Here is a 17047-nt window from a genome sequence, read left to right on the forward strand (position 1 = left end):
TTGGTAGAAGAAGGTTCTGTCGGTTATGCCATTTTTTAGAACACAGGAGGAATTTATATGGCAAGAAACAGGATAACGGGTAGAGAAACACAGAAAATGCAGGAATACACGCAGGGACAGATCAGTCAGGCAGAGCGTAGAGGCATAGAATTTCCAACAGATGTAAAAGAACAGCTTTTTGAATATGCGAATCTGATCGGTGAGGAAGAGAAAGTTAGGACTCTGGTAAGAAATCTAGCAGATGCAGTGATCCAGGCAGATGAAGAAGGGGTAGAGGATCTACTGGATGATGCAAGAATGGATATTCAGGATCTACCAGATCCAACCATAGGTAAGCTGGAATTACGTGATTATGGATATACAGCAGAAGACATGGTGCCGCTTAGAAAAGAAGCAGCTTTGGATTATCACAGAATGGGTTCTAAGATTTATTGCCTGGGCAGCGATGGCAGCAAGGGAGAGTATGCAAGTAAAGAAATGATACAGGCGCATGAAGGTCTGTTTGGCATGGAATCGCAGATGTGGGAACGGATAGAGGAGAATGACCTGGATTATGCCGATGAAGATTTTGGAGCATTTCAGGAGCCTATGAGTGTCATTGAGCAGGAAGAAGCACTGAAATTATACGATGCCGGAGCAGATATTTATCTGATCACTAATTTTTCATCACCAATGTATGTCACGGAACGCATGGAAATTGAACGAGGACCGGAGCATTATCAGATGTCTATGACAGAACTGGAGCGTTTCCGTAACCTGGAATGGGAAATGCAGAAATATCCGCAGATTCAGTCTTTGAAAGAGGCAAACCTGTTGTTAGGAACAAGGCGAACCTTTGGTATTTATCAGATCAAGGACGATTCACCGGGCGAAAACTATGCATTTATGAATATGCGCTTTATTGAAAGTCATGGTATGCAGATAAAAAAAGAAGATTATAAGCTGGTCTATGTTGGGGAATTATCGGGAAATATGTCACTGGATGATATTTTTGAAAGGTTCAACATTGATAGACCGGAAGATTTCCGTGGGCATTCCCTGTCTGTCAGTGATATCATAGTTCTGAATGACGGGGAAAAAGTAACCGCTCATTTTGTAGACAGTATCAGTTTTGAACAGCTGGATTCTTTCCTGAATCTGGAAGAACAGGTTCTTAGTGAACTGGCATATGAGGTAGGAGAACGTTACTTTGCTATTCAGAGAACAGAAGAAGGATATGATTATTCGTTTTACGATGAAGATTTTCGTCTGATGGATGGTGGCGTCTATGAAAATGATCAAATTTCTATTGAAGAAGCGGCAGAGGAACTTCTGGAAGACGAAGGCTGGACTGGAGAACGCATCCGTGGAGATTATGATCAGTTGATGGAAAAAGTAGAAGAAATGGATGAAGTTGTAATGGCAGAGATTCAGAAAAGCCAGGGCGAATATAAGCCTTTGGCAAAGGTGGAGGAACTGGAAGAGGCGAATTATAACATGATTGATAACGTCCTTAATAATATGCCACCGAAGAAAGAGCCTTATCTGGAATATTTCGCCACAGAATGTGATGAGTTCCATGATATGGGAGCTTATGAAAAAAGTACCGATGTTAATCAGATTGCTGCGGTCTATGAAAAATATAGGGAGAATCCTAAAACTGCGTATCTGGGATGCTCAATGGGAATTATTTATCGTGATCCGGAAGACAGTTACTATGATGAAGCCGAATTTGCGATCGTTAAAGGGAATACCGTATTCGGAAATCTGATGGATGATGTTCGATTTTATGGAGAACTTGCACTGGTACGGGAAGGGATCGAGAAAATTCATGAAGCATTGCCGGACTACAAGTATGTACCGATGAGGGATGTTCGAGAAGCAATGTATCCTGAGAAAATGACCACAGAACAGCTGGCAGAGGCACTGGATGAGATTGCAGAAGCTTTTGATCCGTATGAGTATCGAGATAATGTGGAGAGGGGAGAAAATACGGTGCAGGAAGTAATGCTGGATTTGAGAAGTGGAAATATTCATTCCTATATTTCATATCTGAAGGATATTGTAGACGAAGAATGCGATCTGTCTGTTCGTGCAGGAGTATTGATTGAAAGACTGAAAGCCTATGAACCTGAACTTCCAAAGGATATGGAACCAATGGTGTATGTAAACTATTGTGAAGAAAGTGATCTCATGAATCCAAGATGTCAGAAGCTGTCTGAGCTGGATGCAAAAACAGCAGAAATGGATAAAGAATGGTATGCAAAACGTGATCCGAAGACAGAGGAACCTACAAAAATTGCAAAGATATATGTGACTGTATATTATGCGGAAAAAGGTGAACAGATGCTGCATCATTTTAAGAAGTCAATGGATATTGGAAATGGACATGGCGGTATTGTGAGTCAGTTGAAGTATGATAATGAAATGAAGCTTACAGATGAGTATTGGATCAATTACCAGAAAGGCAAAGGAAGTGAAGAGTTCCAAAAGTATATGGAAGATCTGACAGACATGCAGAATCATGTGCTTCCGTATCTGCAGAGTTTTTGCAATCTGGAGGAAAAAGGTGTGAAGGAGAGACGAGAACAGCAGATAGCAGAAAGATATGAAGGAAGAGCAGATGAGAGGGTAACAAGTACCGAAGCGAATGAAGTTGTTAAGGATGTAGGAAAAACAGATAGAAAACCGGCACAGCAGAAGCAGGCGGTAGATGGAAAAGATAAGAAATTATCCATTCATGAACGGCTTGAGATCAATAAGAGGATTATTCAAGAAAAGCAGGGAAAAGATAAAACGGAGAGAGGAGTTGATTTGGGTGTAAGGACAGTGTAGAATAAGCAGAACGAGTCGGAGGTCATGGATGATAACGTGGCTTCCGGCTTTATTGCGTATTGTCGGAAGAATTATAAATGGTATAATGAATGTAAATGCGATAAAAGAATGTCGCCTGTTATGCGACTTCCAAATGAGAAAAGTGTGTTATTCTGAGATCAAACAAGAGGCTAATAGAGTCAGGAGGGTGACATTATGAGTAAAAAAGGATATAGCAGACCAGGATTCTTTGGATCCATAAACCATTATGATGCAAACGGAAAAAAGTAGGCGAGAGCTGACCAGGATTCTTTGGTGGTATGAACGACTATGATGCAAATGGAAAGAAAATCGGACATAGTTCGCCTTCCTTTTTTGGTGGTATGAATCATTATGACAATAACGGGCATAAAGTAGGTGAGAGTCGACCAGGATTCTTTGGCGGTTTAAACCATTATGATGACAAGGGGCATAAGCGGGGGCATAGCAATCCAGGATTTTTAGGTGGATTCAATCATTACGGTTAAAACTGCACAGAGAGCAGCACAAGCGGCAAGGGCTGCGGCAAAAGCCGCCGTGGTTACGGTAAAGGCGATTGCCAAAGCGACCGCACTTGCCATTAAAGCGATTATTTCCGGAACGAAAGCCTTGATTGCCGCTATCGCCGCAGGCGGCTGGGTGGCGGTTTTGGTTATTATCGTGATTTGCCTGATTGGTATGATCCTCGGCTCAGTATTTGGCATTTTCTTCTCAGACGAAGATTCCGGCACTGGAATGAGTATGCAGACCGTTGTGCAGGAAATCAATACCGAATACGATACCAAGCTGCAAGAGGAAAAGAACTCGGTATCCTATGATGTTCTTGAAATGAGTGGCAGCAGAGCCGTTTGGAAAGAGGTGCTTGCCGTTTACTCTGTAAAAACGAATACGGATCAAGATAACCCCCAAGAGGTTGCCACAATGGACGATGGCAAAAAGCAACTCTTAAAAGACATCTTTTGGGAGATGAATCAAATATCTTCCCGAACAGAGAGCAAGACCGAAACAGTTATTACCGAAACCGATGACGGACACGGTAATATCGTGGAAACTGAAAGCACGGTCACACAAACCTATCTGTATATTACCGTCAGCCACAAGACTGCCGAGGAAATGGCGGCGCAATATGGTTTTAACGAAGAACAGAAAGGCTACCTCGCTGAACTGCTTGCAGATGAAAACAATTACCTTTGGTCACAGGTGCTTTACGGCATTACAGGCGGCGACGGACAGATCGTGACCGTTGCACTCTCTCTGGTTGGCAATGTGGGCGGTCAGCCGTATTGGTCGTGGTACGGTTTTAACTCCCGTGTAGAATGGTGTGCTTGCTTTGTATCTTGGTGTGCCAACGAGTGCGGCTATATCGACGCTGGAGTTATCCCAAAATATGCAGGCTGTGTCAACGGAGTACAATGGTTTAAGGATCGTGGACAATGGCTGGATGGCAGCGCCGAGCCTGCCCCCGGAATGATTATTTTCTTCGATTGGGCAGACGAAAGTGGTCAGGATGGATTATCCGACCATACGGGTATTGTTCAAAAGGTCGAAAACGGCAAGGTTTATACGGTCGAGGGCAACTCCGGCGACAGTTGCCGAGTCAATGAGTATTCTATCGGTTATTACGAGATTCTTGGCTACGGCGCACCTGCCTATTAAAATACACAAGCCGCCTGCATTTTGCAGGCGGTTGGATTACATATCAGAAAGATATTGTGCCGGTTTGAAAACTAAAAGTCTCAAAATACAGACTTAATAATTGCGATTTCACTCTCAAAGTGCTATAATACAAACTATATTTGGGTGGAGGTGCGGAAATGAAAGTACGGTACAACAAACTTTGGAAACTTCTGATTGACAAGGGAATGAAAAAGAGTCAATTACGAGAAGCGGTCGGGGCAAGCAAAAGTACATTTGCGAAACTCGGAAAAAATGAAAATGTTACCCTTCCCGTGCTGTTGAATATATGCGAATACTTAGAGTGTGATTTTGGCGACATAATGGAAGCCGTACCCGAAAATGAGGTGTAGGATCAATGAACAAGAAGATTTTAATTGTGGATGACGAAAAAGAAATCGTTGATCTGCTTGAAGTGTATTTGAGTAACGATGGTTATTCAGTATATAAATGTTATAATGGGTTAGAGGCGATGAAATGTATCAAACAGTCGCAGATTGATTTAGCGATACTTGATATTATGCTGCCGGATATTGATGGTTTTCGACTTTGCCAAAAAATTCGGGAAAAGTTTTACTTCCCTATTATTATGCTTACCGCCAAAATTGAGGATAGCGACAAGATTATGGGGCTTACGATTGGTGCGGATGATTATATAACGAAACCGTTTAATCCTTTAGAGGTTGTGGCAAGAGTAAAGACGCAATTAAGGCGTTATCAGAGCTATAACAGTCCTAATTTGAGCCAATCCGAAGAAAAAGACGAGTATGACATCAGAGGTCTACTGATAAACAGAGTCAGCCACAAGTGCTACTTGTATGGCAAAGAAATAGCCTTGACTCCGTTGGAGTTTTCTATTCTGTGGTATCTGTGCGAACATCAGGGTAAAGTTGTCGCCTCGGAGGAATTATTTGAAGCCGTGTGGAAAGAAAAGTATCTTCGCAACAGTAACAATACGGTAATGGCGCACATTGGGCGGCTTCGGGAAAAATTGAATGAACCTTCAAAAAATCCGAAGTTCATTAAAACTGTTTGGGGGGTAGGGTATGAAATTGAATAAAAAAGAAAAAAACTATCTGCTCTCTACCTTGTTCAAAGGGTATGTAATTCAATGTGCGATTTGCTCTGTGCTTATTTTTGGCGGTACTTTTCTTTTAGGAATTATGGCAGAGGAAATTCTCCGCAAGTATGTTTTGTATTATTACTTGTATTACAGAACAGTATATCTTTATATAGTGGCTGTAATCGTGTGGGGTGGCTGTATTATATACATGACATACCTACTTTTGAAAAAAGTAGTCGCCTATGTGTACGAGGTACAGGCTGCGACAGGAAAAATGTTCGATCAGAATGTCAGTTACATTGAAATGTCCCCGGAGTTGAGTGAAATCGCCGCTAACATCAATCAGTTAAAACAAGAGGCTGAAAGTAATGCAAGGCTTGCAAAAGAAAATGAGCAGCGAAAAAATGACCTGATTATGTATCTTGCACACGATTTGAAAACACCGCTTTCTTCTGTAATCGGGTATCTTACTTTACTGCGTGATGAGTCGCAAATCTCAAAGGAACTTCGAGAAAAGTACCTTTCAATCACTCTTGGTAAGGCAGAACGGTTAGAGGATCTGATTAACGAGTTTTTCGAGATAACACGATTCAATATATACGATATTACATTACAATACACGAAAATCAATTTAACTCGCCTGCTGGAGCAACTTGTATATGAATTTAAGCCTATGCTCAAATCAAAGAATTTGCAATGTAATCTTTGTGTTGATGATGATATAATGCTTCGATGTGACGCAGACAAAATTCAGCGTGTTTTTGATAACCTTTTGAGAAATGCGGTTATCTACAGTTTTGAAAATACGGATATCACGATCAGCGCACAATGTCAGGAAGATACGGTCAGCATTATTTTTTGTAACCACGGCGATACTCTGCCGGAAGAAAAGTTAAACAGGATTTTCGAGCAGTTTTATCGGCTTGACGCAGCGAGAAGTACAAGCAGTGGAGGAGCTGGATTAGGTTTGGCGATTGCAAAGCAGATTGTTGAACTACACAATGGTACAATCGTTGCAGAGAGCCAAGAGGATCAAAACAAGTTTTCAATTACTTTGCCGTTGGCGTAGGAAAATTGTAAGAATTTGCATAGAAAAAAAGAGGAATACCTTACGAGCAATCAAGAAAATACGGGCTTCTGTTTTGGTACAATAAAAGTATCAAGATAGAGGCTCGTATTTTTTGTGATACAGCATAAGGAGGAATGATGAAGTTGCTAAGAAAACAAATGCTGCTATGTTCTATTTTGTTTCTTGTATTTACGCTATCTGCCTGCTCTGCAATTGGGCAGACAGACGAAAACAATCTTACAGATAGCGCAACATCCGCAGAAAAAACGGTATCAGTTGTACGAGGGACAATTACTCCAACCGTTTCAACGCAAACGACTATTGTTCCGGCAGTACCGTTTATTATTTCCTCACCCGAAAATGGCATATTTAATACAGCGGTAGAATTAGAAGAAAAAATCACTGCCGGGCAAATTATTGGAACTGTGAACGGCAAAGAATTGAAATCTCCGGTGGATGGTACAATTACCTCTATTGCCCCATCCAATGAAAGCGTACCGAGTAATTATCCCGTAGCGATAGTGCATTATACAGGATTTGCCCTCAATGTAGAGGCAGATAATTTTTTGAGTACCTTACCGGAGTATGCAGAGTTGAAAGCAAAATTTCAAGTATATGATGGTGTAGGACCAACCGATATGATTGCCGTGGTGTCGCCTGCCGCAGATGAAAATGCGTTTACGGGAATCGTGCCGCAAGAGGGCATTCTGCAATGCTTGATCAGTCAAACAGTCGATGTGAAATCGGGGCAAAGTGCAACGGTAGTCATAACGGCGACAACGAGAAATGATGTCCTTATATTGCCGCTGTCGGTAATAGCGGGTAGACAAGGGACGGGATTGGTTACTGTAATTACTCCGAATGGAGAAAGAGTGGAAACAAAAGTGACATTGGGTGTGACAGACGGAGCCAATATAGAAATACTGTCCGGCTTAGAGGAGGGCGATGTAGTTTCTGCTACTCCGCCAAACCTTGATCCGAGGGGGATTTGATAAAATGAAAGGAATTTCCGAAAAGACTTTAATCAAAATAAAGAATTTGAAAGCAAGCGTCAAATTGAATAATGGCGATATGCTGACAACAGTAACCAACGCTAATATGGAATTGCAACGAGGGCGCAGTTATGCCATTGTCGGAAAGTCCGGCTCAGGCAAAACAAGCCTTATATCCATTATTGGCTTGTTAAATCGGGAATATGAGGGCGAGTACCTTTATGATGGTATATCTATTTCTGCTTTGAAAGACCGTGATCTGTCTATACTGCGAGCCAATAATATCGGATTTGTATTTCAGAACTACTCTCTGATTAAGCACTTGCGGGTATGGGAAAATATCGAATTACCCCTACTCTATGCCAAAAAGTCGTTTACCGCCAAACAGCGTCACGAGATAATTACAGGCTTGCTAAAAAGTGTCGGCTTAGAAAGCAAGGAAAATGATTACCCAATCAATTTGTCCGGCGGTGAACAACAAAGAGTTGCAATCGCAAGGGCGCTTGCAGTATCTCCGGAAGCCATTTTATGTGATGAGCCTACGGGAGCGTTGGATAAAAAGACGGGAACGCAGATTATGGAACTGTTGCACAGCGTCGTAAAAGAAAATGGAATTATGCTGCTGTTGGTTACGCACGATCCTGATATTGCAGATACCTGTGATACGATTTTTGAAATGGATGGAGGGAGGATAACTTGTGCTAAAAATGATACTTAAAGACCTTCGTCTGTCTCCACTTAGAAGTATTCTGACGAGTGTTTCAATGCTTGTAGGCATTATCGCAATGCTTGGATCGGTATTAGTTGGTACGCTTGGACGGGAGTATTTGATTTCCGTAAACGCACAGGTATATGGCTGGTCACCTACTTACTCATTCGTGATAACGGAATCCGATTTTCACGATAGAAATAAAATGGAACAATTATTCCAGAGATTTGAAGCCATTGATGATGTAGCCGCTGTTACTTTTTCTATGGGAGAAGATATTCGATTTGCACCAATGAAAGATTTAACGCCAATACCGCCGAATGATGTTTACCAAAACCTGATGGCTTTTGATTTAGTTTGCACCACGGAGGCATATAGTCAAGTCTATAATCTTCCAATGACATCCGGTAGATGGTTAGAGCCTTCGAGTGAGGGCGGCTCGCTTGAAGTGGTCATAAACAAAGAAGCTAAAAACTATTTTAATGATTCGCCCTATGCTGCAGGAAATGTAAAAAGCACACTTTCGTTAACCCCATTCAATATTGTCGGAGTAGTAAACGATGGCAGGGATTTTCCGACTATCTATGCGGATTCTGCGGCGATCCTCAATTTCGCACCAGCAATGTGGCAAGTACAAAATGCAAATGTGTATTGGCATCCCACAACAGGACTGACAATCGAACAGATACATTCTGCCCTTGGCGACATTTTGACTGATACCATTGGCGGTTACTGGGAAAGTGCTGGGCGGAGTGATATTGGAGATACCTATGATTCGGTATTGTCCATACTGCAATTAGGGCTTTTGGTTACTTCGCTTTTGTTGCTGTTTGTTTCCGTATTAGGGCAGATCAATATCGGACTATCTTCATTGGAACAGCGCACACATGAGTTGCTGATCCGCAGAGCGATAGGTGCTTCACGAACAAATATTGTGGCATTGGTTTTAGGCTCACAGTTGATTTTATCAATATTCGTTTGCCTTGCAGCTATTTTGATTTCGCTGATTTTGGTGCATTGTATTGGAGCGTTGCTCCCTGTGGATTCCCCGGTGGGAACACCGAGTTATCCAATCAGCGTTGCTGTTGTTGCAGTTGCTGTGTCTGTGCTTACAGCATTATTGGGCGGATTATTACCAGCATTGAAAGCAGCAAAATTAGAGCCTGCATTGGCTCTTAGATAATAAAACTCAATTCAAGGAGGAAACAAAATGAAACGAACAATCTCAAAATCCGAAAGACCGTACAGACTGTTATTGTGTGTTATGATTTCTTTGCTGGTGATTATGCTGGCAGGCTGCTCCACTTCTTCGGACTCCGACACAAACACAAGAGGTTTCACGGACTTTGCTACCATTGAAGAAGAATACCTAACGACCATTGAGAGTTTGAATTGGCCGGAGGGCTTTACGCCGCCTGATGCTTTGGAAGGCGAAGATACGGGAGCGTCTTTTCAGATAGGATATGGCGATACAAGAGCATCTAACCTTTGGGAATATTCTTGGATGCAGGAATGGCTTGATACTTACAATACGGATTCGGAAAGGGCGGCAAAAGCCTTAGCTGAACTCGAAAAAGCCTTTGATATGCCTTATATGGGAACAGATCGCTGTGATGACGCCACACGCAAATATCTTCGTGATAATATTGATAAAGCTAAGTTGGGAGATCCGTCTGGATTTACAGAGTGTATTCAGGCAAATTATGCCGATTAAAAATGGCACATAGGAGTTTTGGTGTTGGGAGGTGAGCACATATATGCAGAGAAAACGCCGTAAGAAAAAACGATTTGGAGTATTTTTGTTTTTGCTTGTAGTTTGTATCGGCATAGGTATAATGTTTGTGCCGTGGGCAATGCAGCCGGAAAATTTCAGAGAGGTAAAGAATAAAATAAATGGTTTTCTCTACAAAGAAGATTTTCCTGACTCTTATAATGCAAAATCGCTGATTTTGGTGGATTGTTCTGATGATGAAATATTTGTTTCAAAAAACGAGAACGAGCCACAAATTCCTGCAAGTTTAGCCAAGCTGTTTGTTATTGAGTATGCGTCAACTTTAGCAGACCTTGATAGTATCGTTGTTGCAGACTATGGTGCTATTTCACTCACGAAACCTGGCTCGTCTGTTGCTCAAATCAAGGAAAAAGAATACTTTTTACACAATCTATTTGCGGCAATGTTAGTACCGTCAGGGAATGACGCAGCTTATGTGGTTGCTGATTATTGTGGAGGATTACTTTCGCCGCAAGCAGAAAGCTGTCAAGAGCGTGTGAGGATTTTCATGGAGAACTTAAACCTGCATTTGCAACAGCAGGGGTACTTAGACACAGTTTTATATGATCCGAGTGGTTTTGATATGGAGGCACTTACCACCACTTTAGATTTGAAAGAAGTAGTATATCGGTTGTTGGAATACTCGTGGTTTAGAGAAATTGTATCTCAAAACACTTATACGGCAACACTGCCTGATGGCAGTACACAAATATGGCAGAATACAAACGCCTTCCTTGATCCGACATCCGAATATTACAACGAAAATGTATGCGGAATTAAGACTGGCTCTCTGTCTGACGACTATAACTTGATTGTGCTTTATCAGCAGCACGGAAAAGAGTTTTTGATATGCAGTTTAGGCTCTCAGTCCGATTCCTCTCGTTATGACGATGTGAATTTTATTCTGAAAACGATTGATGAATCGTATTATCTCACGCAATAAATCTTATGTTGTCCAAGACAAAAAAACTAACCAAGGGGGGTGATAATATCGGACGAATCGTAATAATGGAGTTCAAAGCACAAGACTCAACAGCCTTTGACGATATGCTGGCTTTTGTAAAACAGCACCCTGATTTTGAAAAATTAGAGATTTCATATGAGCCGACATTATCCCTTTCCGGCTTAGAAATCAATTTGAGCCGGCGCAGAGTTATCAATAACGGTCAGGAAATTGAACTGACCGTCAAAGAGTACGATATACTCTGCTTGCTCGCAGCCAATAAAGGTCGTGTTCTTACATACGAGCAGATTTATGATAAGGTGTGGGGCGAAATATCAGCAGGCAATGAAAAGGATACCGTAGGCTTTCACATTCGGAATCTTCGTAAAAAACTTTGTGATACAAACTCTCACTTTTCCATAGATAGTGTTCGTGAGATCGGCTACCGCTTTAACAGTCAGTAAGCAGTCCCTCGTAGTTCATAATGAATTGCGAGGGATTATTCATTTTCTAAGACGGTATGTCGGAATTTGATAAATCCCTGCAAATGTTGATTTTATACGACTGTTAAGAGCAATATCGTGTCTAAACTTGCGACTGGACTTTGCATTTTCTACGAGTTATCTTCGTAATATCTCGGCATTATACTACTGGAATGTTTATCATAAACAGGGCATGATTTATGGCAGAATGGGCAGTCGTTCTCGTGCCATTTATTAGGTCTTGCTTGGATACGAATATGTTTAACTCCATTCTTATCAGAGTAAAGATTACAATTTTTTATAACTGTGTTCTTGACATTAAGGACACTTTTGCATAATGTATTAACTGAAGCCACTTGTGAATACTCCTTTTGTGTTTTTCTTCGCAGTTAATACATTAAAGGACACAAGTGTTTTTTCAATATGGTGTTGTTAATTTATGGTGTTAGGCTTCCACCATTATGCCAGAAGCCTCATATAAATTTATTGGGAAGAGTTACCGATCAAGTTTTCTCAGAATCCGAAGAATGGGATATTGATACGGTGTCAGAAACTATTGCATCGGAATATGAAAGAGCAACGAATCTTTCGATAAATAAAGAGAAGCAGAATTTGCCAATAGAAGAAAAACGAACGATAGATGTTAAAGAAATACGAGAATGGCTGAACTTTATTATTACGATTATATCAGTTGTTTTGGGAGTTACGAATTCTTCAGCAACAACGATAAATAATTACAATTATACACAACAAGTCAATAATTATTACATCGTTGGAATGGGATATGATGCGAAGGAGCTAAATACGACTAAATATAGAATCGTTAATAGAGAATCTATTGTACGACTGAAGCATGACTGCCATTCGATTGTAATTGAAAAGCTTGAGGAAGGGAAAGTTGTTAGAATTATAGATAAATATAAAAAGTGGCGACAGATAATTTGGGAGAATGAAGATGGTGAAGAATGTATGGGGTGGATTCAAAATTATAAATTAACTGAGTTTAAAGTGCCTAGAAATAAATGATGTATATTTGATGAAATAGAATCTATAAGTGAAGGAAGTATTATGTGTGGTAGATATTATATTGATTCTGATATGGCAGATGAAATCGAAAAAGTAGTGCATGATATAGACCAACGGATCCGGCAGGAACATTTTGCAGGAGATATCTTTCCAACCAATGTAGCACCGATCATTGAAAAATCAGAACATGGATTGAAACTGGATGTTTGCAAGTGGGGATATCCATTGTCACAAGGAAAGAATCTGGTTATAAATGCAAGAGCAGAATCTGTTATGGATAAACCTTCTTTTCGAAATGGAATCCTCTATCACCGCATTTTGATACCGGCAAGTGGGTTCTATGAATGGAATCGGTTAAAAGAGAAAAATACATTTTCCAGATATGATGCACCAGTATTGTATATGGCTGGCTTCTGTGATTGGTTTGAGAATGAACGACGATTTGTGATTATGACTACAGCAGCCAATGAATCTATGATAAAAGTACATGATCGTATGCCGCTGATATTGGAAAAAGGACAGCTGAAAGATTGGTTCGATGACAGGAAAATGGAGCAAATTCTGCATCAGGTACCGGTTCAGCTAAAACGAGAGGCAGAATACGAACAGCAGAGCTTATTCTTATAATGGTTCAGAGGAGAAATAGAAAGATGCAAATATTTGTTGATGCAGATGCCTGCCCAGTGGTTGCGATCATTGAAAAGATTGCAAAAGATAATAGTGTTCCGGTAATGTTGTTGTGTGATACAAACCATGTTCTGTCATCGACTTATAGTAAAGTTGTTGTTGTCGGTGCAGGAGCAGATGCAGTAGATTATAAACTGATTAGTATCTGCCATAAAGGAGATATTGTCGTATCACAGGACTATGGTGTGGCTGCAATGGCATTGGGAAAAGGTGCTTATGCTATTCATCAATCAGGTAAATGGTACACGGATGATAATATTGATCAGATGCTAATGGAACGTCACCTGAGTAAAAAAGCCAGAAGAAGTTCCCGTAAATGTCATGTCAAGGGACCGAAGAAGCGGACGGAGGAAGATGATGAAAGATTCGCTCAGTCTTTTGAAAAAATGCTTTTGATGGCACGGGAGAAAGAAGGCAGATGAGGAATTGTAGATGCAGAGGAACGACAGAAGCTATAAAGACTTAAAACAAAAACAGAAGAGTGCAATAGCAGATAAAACATACAAAATGCACTTGAAGTTTTATCTTGAGAATCAGCGAATGCCGGATGCTACTGAAATGAATGATATATGCAAAAGTTTGTTTACGGCAGTTCAATCGCTTGCTCCTAAAACGGAATATGAAGAATTTTATAAAATTGTTGAAAAGCGTGAAAAGAGTTATGAAGAACGTATCCTGAGAGACATTCAGAATGGAATTATAATAGAAACACTTATGGCAAAAAAACATAAGAAAACGCCGGAAGAAAAAGCAGCTGTTGCGAAACAAAAGAAGCAGCAGAGGCGAGCAAGACGGAAACAAGAAACAAGAGATAATCTGGCTAAAGAAGAAATCTTGCAAGATGACAGATTTTTCGTTATTGCCGGTTATACCTCCGGAGGTGCACCGTATGGTGTCACCTGGGAGGAAATGGGTCTGAAACCTTGGGAAGATTTGGAAGAGAATAATTGAGTTGTCAGTGCAATCTTATTTATCTCTTGTGACAGAAACAGGTTCCCGTTTTGCCGGAAGTAAGTCTGAATTGATTTCAGGAGCATCGAGCAGCACAGAGAAATTTTGCTGAATGATATCCAGTGTTTTCTGCTTTTTCTGTAATTTCTGTTTTTCCCGGACGGTAGCAGCTTGTTCAGATTCAAGATTTTCAATCCGCTTCTGGATTTTTTCAGAGCTAGGGATTTTGGTAACACCGAGATCCTGAAGCTCTTTTTTTAGTGAATCGTGGAGTTGGTATTCTGCCAGATGCTTGGAACGGTATTCTTTTGGATTTTTTGCAGATTTGCAATCTTCTATCACTTTACGGCAGAGCCGGTAAGAATCACAGTGTTTCTGAATGACTTTCTGCGTGCTTAGCTCACTGGTGATGTGTGCTATTCTCTGATCAGCCGCTTTAACAGAAGCATCAACATCAGAAACATGCTGCCTGAAATCCTCATAATTCAGTAGGTTATTTTCTGAAAGATAGTTGAAGGTGCGGGCTGCCTCTTTTAGATTATTGAGTTTTGCCCAATGTTCAAATCCTTCTCGATTGCCAGTCGTTACATACGTGGAGATATTGATATACAGGCGAGCTTCTCTGGACAGATGTTTTGGAGTTTTCACTTTGCTACGATTTTTAGCTAAGTGGATGCGGACGTTTTCTTCCGTATAATAACTTCCCAGAGATTTCATATAAGTGAAATTTTTTTGTTCCGGTGCACGGAAAGAAAGATGCTTTCCCTGCCGGACTTCATATCCAGCTAACTGCATTTTTTGTAGAAATTCCTCATAGTTGATGGAAGTCCAGATTGCTTTATCAACTGCAACACGTAGCTTGGCTTTCCAACTGGTGCCACGATGATATTCCATGTTCTCTTTATAGCTTTTTCCTTTTTCTCCGGTTGGCATACTGGTGACAAGTCCATTTTCCAGGCAGATACGATTACTGATTCTGCAGAGTTTATGGTAGCTCCGCTTATTGGAAACATACTTGTGATGATCAACAAAGCTTGCAGCGTTGAAGATGATATGGTTATGAATGTGCTTTTTATCAACATGGGTACTGATCACGTATTCATATTTTCCTTTCAGTACTTCGGCTGCAAATTGCTGTCCTAAGCGATGGGCAGTTTCGGCATCAACTTCTCCAGGTTTAAATGACTGGATCAGATGAAATGCCAGGTTATTACCTTTGTCCATTCCATTCTTTTTTGCCATTTCTCTAGTCATGGAAAATTCGAGATCAGCAGTTTCCGGGGAACAGCCAAAACTGGAAACCAGCAGTTTTTCATCAGTCTTGTCTGGATTCGTGATATAGTCCAGAGCTTTCTTGTCTGTTACTTTAATGGGGAAGATCTTAATATATGCCATAGTTCTTTCACCATCTCTTTCAATTCTTGCATTTCTTCCGGATATAGATCTCCGGTGGTATTTACCTTTTTTGCAATCTGGTTGATATTTATGCCAATCTTGTGCATTTCCTCATACTGTTTCTTCAGAGGAGTTGTATCTGTGTTGACGATGTAGCCGTCGATTGCCATCTTACGCAGATAAGCTCCCATGTTCTTGGTTTTTGATTCTATCATCTTCCTGCGGATTAGCTTTCGTTCTTCTTCTGTGACATAAAAATGAATTTCTTTGTTTCTTTTTCTTTCAGCCATTAGCAGTTTCTCCTTTCTGAGAGGGCAGTAGTATCGTTGCTTTCAGCGTTTTTCAATTCAGGGCAGGGTACCCTAAATTGGGATTTTCCGGAAGTGTATCCTCACTTCCTGTCCTTGCTGTTTTACCCCTCTATTAGTTAAAGTCAGGAGAACCGGGAAGATGCAAAAGAATTTGGCAGGTAGTACGGGAACTGAAAATATGGTATGATTATGGGCAGGATATCAGAAGAATCAGGAGTTGAATAAACTGTGAAGAAAGAAGAAATTTTTGAATATGTGAAGAAACAGTATGGTACGGTGCCGGAGTATTTATGGGCACAATCACCAGATAATGCTGTGCTACGACATAAGAACGGAAAATGGTATGCTGTGGTCATGACGGTTGAAAAATCGAAACTGGGATTAGAAGGAAAAGATCCGGTTGATATCATGGACGTAAAGTGTGATCCGGACATGACGAATATGATTATTCAGACTTATGGATTTTTACCTGGATACCATATGAATAAGCAGCACTGGATCACGATTTTACTGGATGGTTCTGTCAGTGAGGCTAAGACACTGGACTTTTTGGATATGAGCTATGACCTGATTGACGGAGCAGGCAGAAAAGAAGAAAATGTAAGTGGATTACAGTGATTTTTGAGCAAAAGGAAAACCGGGGATTTTACTCCTCGGTTTTCTGGCTGTTGTGCTTCAGTCTTCAACTTGAAAAATATCTTCTACAGGCACTTTCAGGTAATGTGCCAGCCGGATTGCAATCTCAAGAGAGGGATTTCGTTCTCCACGTTCGATGCGGCCTATCGTCTGGCTGCAGGAACCTATGGCTTCAGCCAAATCTGCTTGAATGAGATTCCGTTCTTCACGAATATCTTTTAATGTATTATTGATTGCCATTCAATCACTTCCTTTGCTTATTGTTATCAGTAGGATCATGAACCTGCTGTTGAAATCTAATGAAATCCTGGAATTTCTGCACCTTTGCATTTCCCGATTACTTTTCCAAAAATCTTAAAAGAGTCAGATTCCAAAACTTGGATAGGACGATATTTTTGATTTAAAGAGATCAGATAAACACCATCTGGCTCATCGTGTAATTCCTTGATGTAAGTATTGCCGTTGAGATAGAAGATTCCAATTTCACCATTAGCAAGAGAATCTTT

The 17047-nt window shown here is 40.7% G+C and carries 20 protein-coding genes and 1 pseudogene; 17 read left to right on the forward strand and 4 right to left on the reverse strand.

Features of this window, described 5'->3' with window-relative positions:
• Positions 1-57 precede the first annotated feature (57 nt).
• The 16 genes and pseudogenes from AB5706_RS14810 to AB5706_RS14885 all read left to right on the forward strand — a co-directional run bounded on the left by AB5706_RS14810 (position 58) and on the right by AB5706_RS14885 (position 14199).
• Entirely contained in the window at positions 58-2814 is a 2757-nt protein-coding gene (locus AB5706_RS14810) for a YodL domain-containing protein (protein WP_117764029.1), read from the forward strand.
• Positions 2815-3113: 299 nt separating this feature from the next.
• Positions 3114-3320 carry a hypothetical protein gene (locus tag AB5706_RS14815; protein ID WP_012744284.1) on the forward strand — a complete coding sequence of 69 codons (207 nt, stop codon included), beginning with the start codon at positions 3114-3116 and terminating at the stop codon, positions 3318-3320.
• Positions 3313-4488 (forward strand): annotated as a pseudogene (locus tag AB5706_RS14820) (CHAP domain-containing protein); the annotation flags it as partial. The gene AB5706_RS14815 and the pseudogene AB5706_RS14820, both read left to right, overlap by 8 nt.
• Before the next feature lie 158 nt (positions 4489-4646).
• The gene (locus tag AB5706_RS14825) at positions 4647-4859 is read left to right on the forward strand and encodes a helix-turn-helix domain-containing protein (RefSeq protein WP_008703822.1); all 213 of its coding nucleotides are present in this window, start codon (positions 4647-4649) and stop codon (positions 4857-4859) included.
• Positions 4860-4864: 5 nt separating this feature from the next.
• A complete protein-coding gene (vanR, locus tag AB5706_RS14830) occupies positions 4865-5566 on the forward strand; it encodes a VanR-ABDEGLN family response regulator transcription factor (protein WP_004853366.1) in 702 nt (233 codons plus the stop codon).
• Positions 5553-6638, forward strand: coding sequence for a sensor histidine kinase (locus AB5706_RS14835; RefSeq protein ID WP_008703821.1), 1086 nt, complete (start codon positions 5553-5555; stop codon positions 6636-6638). Before vanR ends, AB5706_RS14835 begins: the two co-directional genes overlap by 14 nt.
• A 143-nt stretch (positions 6639-6781) precedes the next feature.
• Complete coding sequence (locus AB5706_RS14840) at positions 6782-7630, forward strand: hypothetical protein (protein WP_330381090.1); 849 nt, start codon at positions 6782-6784, stop codon at positions 7628-7630.
• A 4-nt stretch (positions 7631-7634) separates the two neighbouring features.
• Positions 7635-8348 (forward strand): ABC transporter ATP-binding protein, encoded by a 714-nt coding sequence (locus AB5706_RS14845; RefSeq protein ID WP_368366162.1) that lies wholly within the window; start codon positions 7635-7637, stop codon positions 8346-8348.
• Complete coding sequence (locus tag AB5706_RS14850; protein ID WP_012744282.1) at positions 8338-9522, forward strand: ABC transporter permease; 1185 nt, start codon at positions 8338-8340, stop codon at positions 9520-9522. The genes AB5706_RS14845 and AB5706_RS14850 overlap by 11 nt, the downstream gene beginning before the upstream one ends.
• A gap of 27 nt (positions 9523-9549) precedes the next feature.
• Positions 9550-10053, forward strand: a complete 504-nt coding sequence (locus AB5706_RS14855) for a hypothetical protein (RefSeq protein WP_015514509.1) — start codon at positions 9550-9552, stop codon at positions 10051-10053.
• A gap of 43 nt (positions 10054-10096) precedes the next feature.
• Complete coding sequence (locus AB5706_RS14860; RefSeq protein WP_012744280.1) at positions 10097-11053, forward strand: D-alanyl-D-alanine carboxypeptidase family protein; 957 nt, start codon at positions 10097-10099, stop codon at positions 11051-11053.
• A 65-nt stretch (positions 11054-11118) separates the two neighbouring features.
• Complete coding sequence (locus tag AB5706_RS14865; RefSeq protein ID WP_015514508.1) at positions 11119-11517, forward strand: winged helix-turn-helix domain-containing protein; 399 nt, start codon at positions 11119-11121, stop codon at positions 11515-11517.
• Between the two features lie 441 nt (positions 11518-11958).
• The gene (locus tag AB5706_RS14870) at positions 11959-12561 is read left to right on the forward strand and encodes a hypothetical protein (RefSeq protein ID WP_012744278.1); all 603 of its coding nucleotides are present in this window, start codon (positions 11959-11961) and stop codon (positions 12559-12561) included.
• Positions 12562-12603: 42 nt separating this feature from the next.
• Positions 12604-13188 (forward strand): SOS response-associated peptidase, encoded by a 585-nt coding sequence (locus tag AB5706_RS14875; protein ID WP_012744277.1) that lies wholly within the window; start codon positions 12604-12606, stop codon positions 13186-13188.
• Positions 13189-13211: 23 nt separating this feature from the next.
• A complete protein-coding gene (locus AB5706_RS14880; RefSeq protein ID WP_015514506.1) occupies positions 13212-13670 on the forward strand; it encodes a YaiI/YqxD family protein in 459 nt (152 codons plus the stop codon).
• Positions 13671-13680: 10 nt separating this feature from the next.
• Positions 13681-14199 carry a hypothetical protein gene (locus AB5706_RS14885; RefSeq protein WP_012744275.1) on the forward strand — a complete coding sequence of 173 codons (519 nt, stop codon included), beginning with the start codon at positions 13681-13683 and terminating at the stop codon, positions 14197-14199.
• A 15-nt stretch (positions 14200-14214) separates the two neighbouring features.
• On the opposite strand, the gene AB5706_RS14890 is transcribed toward AB5706_RS14885, so the two are convergent.
• The gene (locus AB5706_RS14890; protein WP_368366163.1) at positions 14215-15594 is read right to left on the reverse strand and encodes a relaxase/mobilization nuclease domain-containing protein; all 1380 of its coding nucleotides are present in this window, start codon (positions 15592-15594) and stop codon (positions 14215-14217) included.
• Positions 15561-15884 carry a MobC family plasmid mobilization relaxosome protein gene (locus AB5706_RS14895; protein ID WP_012744273.1) on the reverse strand — a complete coding sequence of 108 codons (324 nt, stop codon included), beginning with the start codon at positions 15882-15884 and terminating at the stop codon, positions 15561-15563. The genes AB5706_RS14890 and AB5706_RS14895 overlap by 34 nt, the downstream gene beginning before the upstream one ends.
• 249 nt (positions 15885-16133) lie before the next feature.
• On the opposite strand from AB5706_RS14895, the gene AB5706_RS14900 reads away from it, so the two are divergent.
• Positions 16134-16523 carry an MmcQ/YjbR family DNA-binding protein gene (locus AB5706_RS14900; RefSeq protein ID WP_012744272.1) on the forward strand — a complete coding sequence of 130 codons (390 nt, stop codon included), beginning with the start codon at positions 16134-16136 and terminating at the stop codon, positions 16521-16523.
• A 57-nt stretch (positions 16524-16580) separates the two neighbouring features.
• Here the strand turns inward: AB5706_RS14900 and AB5706_RS14905 are convergent, their stop codons facing one another.
• Positions 16581-16781 carry a helix-turn-helix transcriptional regulator gene (locus AB5706_RS14905; protein ID WP_005344265.1) on the reverse strand — a complete coding sequence of 67 codons (201 nt, stop codon included), beginning with the start codon at positions 16779-16781 and terminating at the stop codon, positions 16581-16583.
• Positions 16782-16837: 56 nt separating this feature from the next.
• Positions 16838-17047: S24 family peptidase (locus tag AB5706_RS14910; RefSeq protein WP_272105122.1), on the reverse strand; the 210-nt coding region annotated here is incomplete at its 5' end.

Source organism: Ruminococcus sp. RTP21484sp1_RTP21277st1_D2_RTP21277_210401 (assembly GCF_040924225.1).
Classification (GTDB): Bacteria; Bacillota; Clostridia; order Lachnospirales; family Lachnospiraceae; genus Blautia_A; species Blautia_A faecis.

Coding starts and splice junctions, on each gene's coding strand:
- AB5706_RS14825 (WP_008703822.1), top strand. CDS start 4,647: ATGAAAGTACGGTACAACAAACTTTGGAAACTTCTGATTGACAAGGGA.
- AB5706_RS14880 (WP_015514506.1), top strand. CDS start 13,212: ATGCAAATATTTGTTGATGCAGATGCCTGCCCAGTGGTTGCGATCATT.
- AB5706_RS14845 (WP_368366162.1), top strand. CDS start 7,635: ATGAAAGGAATTTCCGAAAAGACTTTAATCAAAATAAAGAATTTGAAA.
- AB5706_RS14885 (WP_012744275.1), top strand. CDS start 13,681: ATGCAGAGGAACGACAGAAGCTATAAAGACTTAAAACAAAAACAGAAG.
- AB5706_RS14905 (WP_005344265.1), bottom strand. CDS start 16,781: ATGGCAATCAATAATACATTAAAAGATATTCGTGAAGAACGGAATCTC.
- AB5706_RS14810 (WP_117764029.1), top strand. CDS start 58: ATGGCAAGAAACAGGATAACGGGTAGAGAAACACAGAAAATGCAGGAA.
- AB5706_RS14870 (WP_012744278.1), top strand. CDS start 11,959: ATGGTGTTGTTAATTTATGGTGTTAGGCTTCCACCATTATGCCAGAAG.
- AB5706_RS14815 (WP_012744284.1), top strand. CDS start 3,114: ATGAACGACTATGATGCAAATGGAAAGAAAATCGGACATAGTTCGCCT.
- AB5706_RS14875 (WP_012744277.1), top strand. CDS start 12,604: ATGTGTGGTAGATATTATATTGATTCTGATATGGCAGATGAAATCGAA.
- AB5706_RS14855 (WP_015514509.1), top strand. CDS start 9,550: ATGAAACGAACAATCTCAAAATCCGAAAGACCGTACAGACTGTTATTG.
- AB5706_RS14865 (WP_015514508.1), top strand. CDS start 11,119: ATGGAGTTCAAAGCACAAGACTCAACAGCCTTTGACGATATGCTGGCT.
- AB5706_RS14890 (WP_368366163.1), bottom strand. CDS start 15,594: ATGGCATATATTAAGATCTTCCCCATTAAAGTAACAGACAAGAAAGCT.
- vanR (WP_004853366.1), top strand. CDS start 4,865: ATGAACAAGAAGATTTTAATTGTGGATGACGAAAAAGAAATCGTTGAT.
- AB5706_RS14895 (WP_012744273.1), bottom strand. CDS start 15,884: ATGGCTGAAAGAAAAAGAAACAAAGAAATTCATTTTTATGTCACAGAA.
- AB5706_RS14860 (WP_012744280.1), top strand. CDS start 10,097: ATGCAGAGAAAACGCCGTAAGAAAAAACGATTTGGAGTATTTTTGTTT.
- AB5706_RS14850 (WP_012744282.1), top strand. CDS start 8,338: ATGATACTTAAAGACCTTCGTCTGTCTCCACTTAGAAGTATTCTGACG.
- AB5706_RS14835 (WP_008703821.1), top strand. CDS start 5,553: ATGAAATTGAATAAAAAAGAAAAAAACTATCTGCTCTCTACCTTGTTC.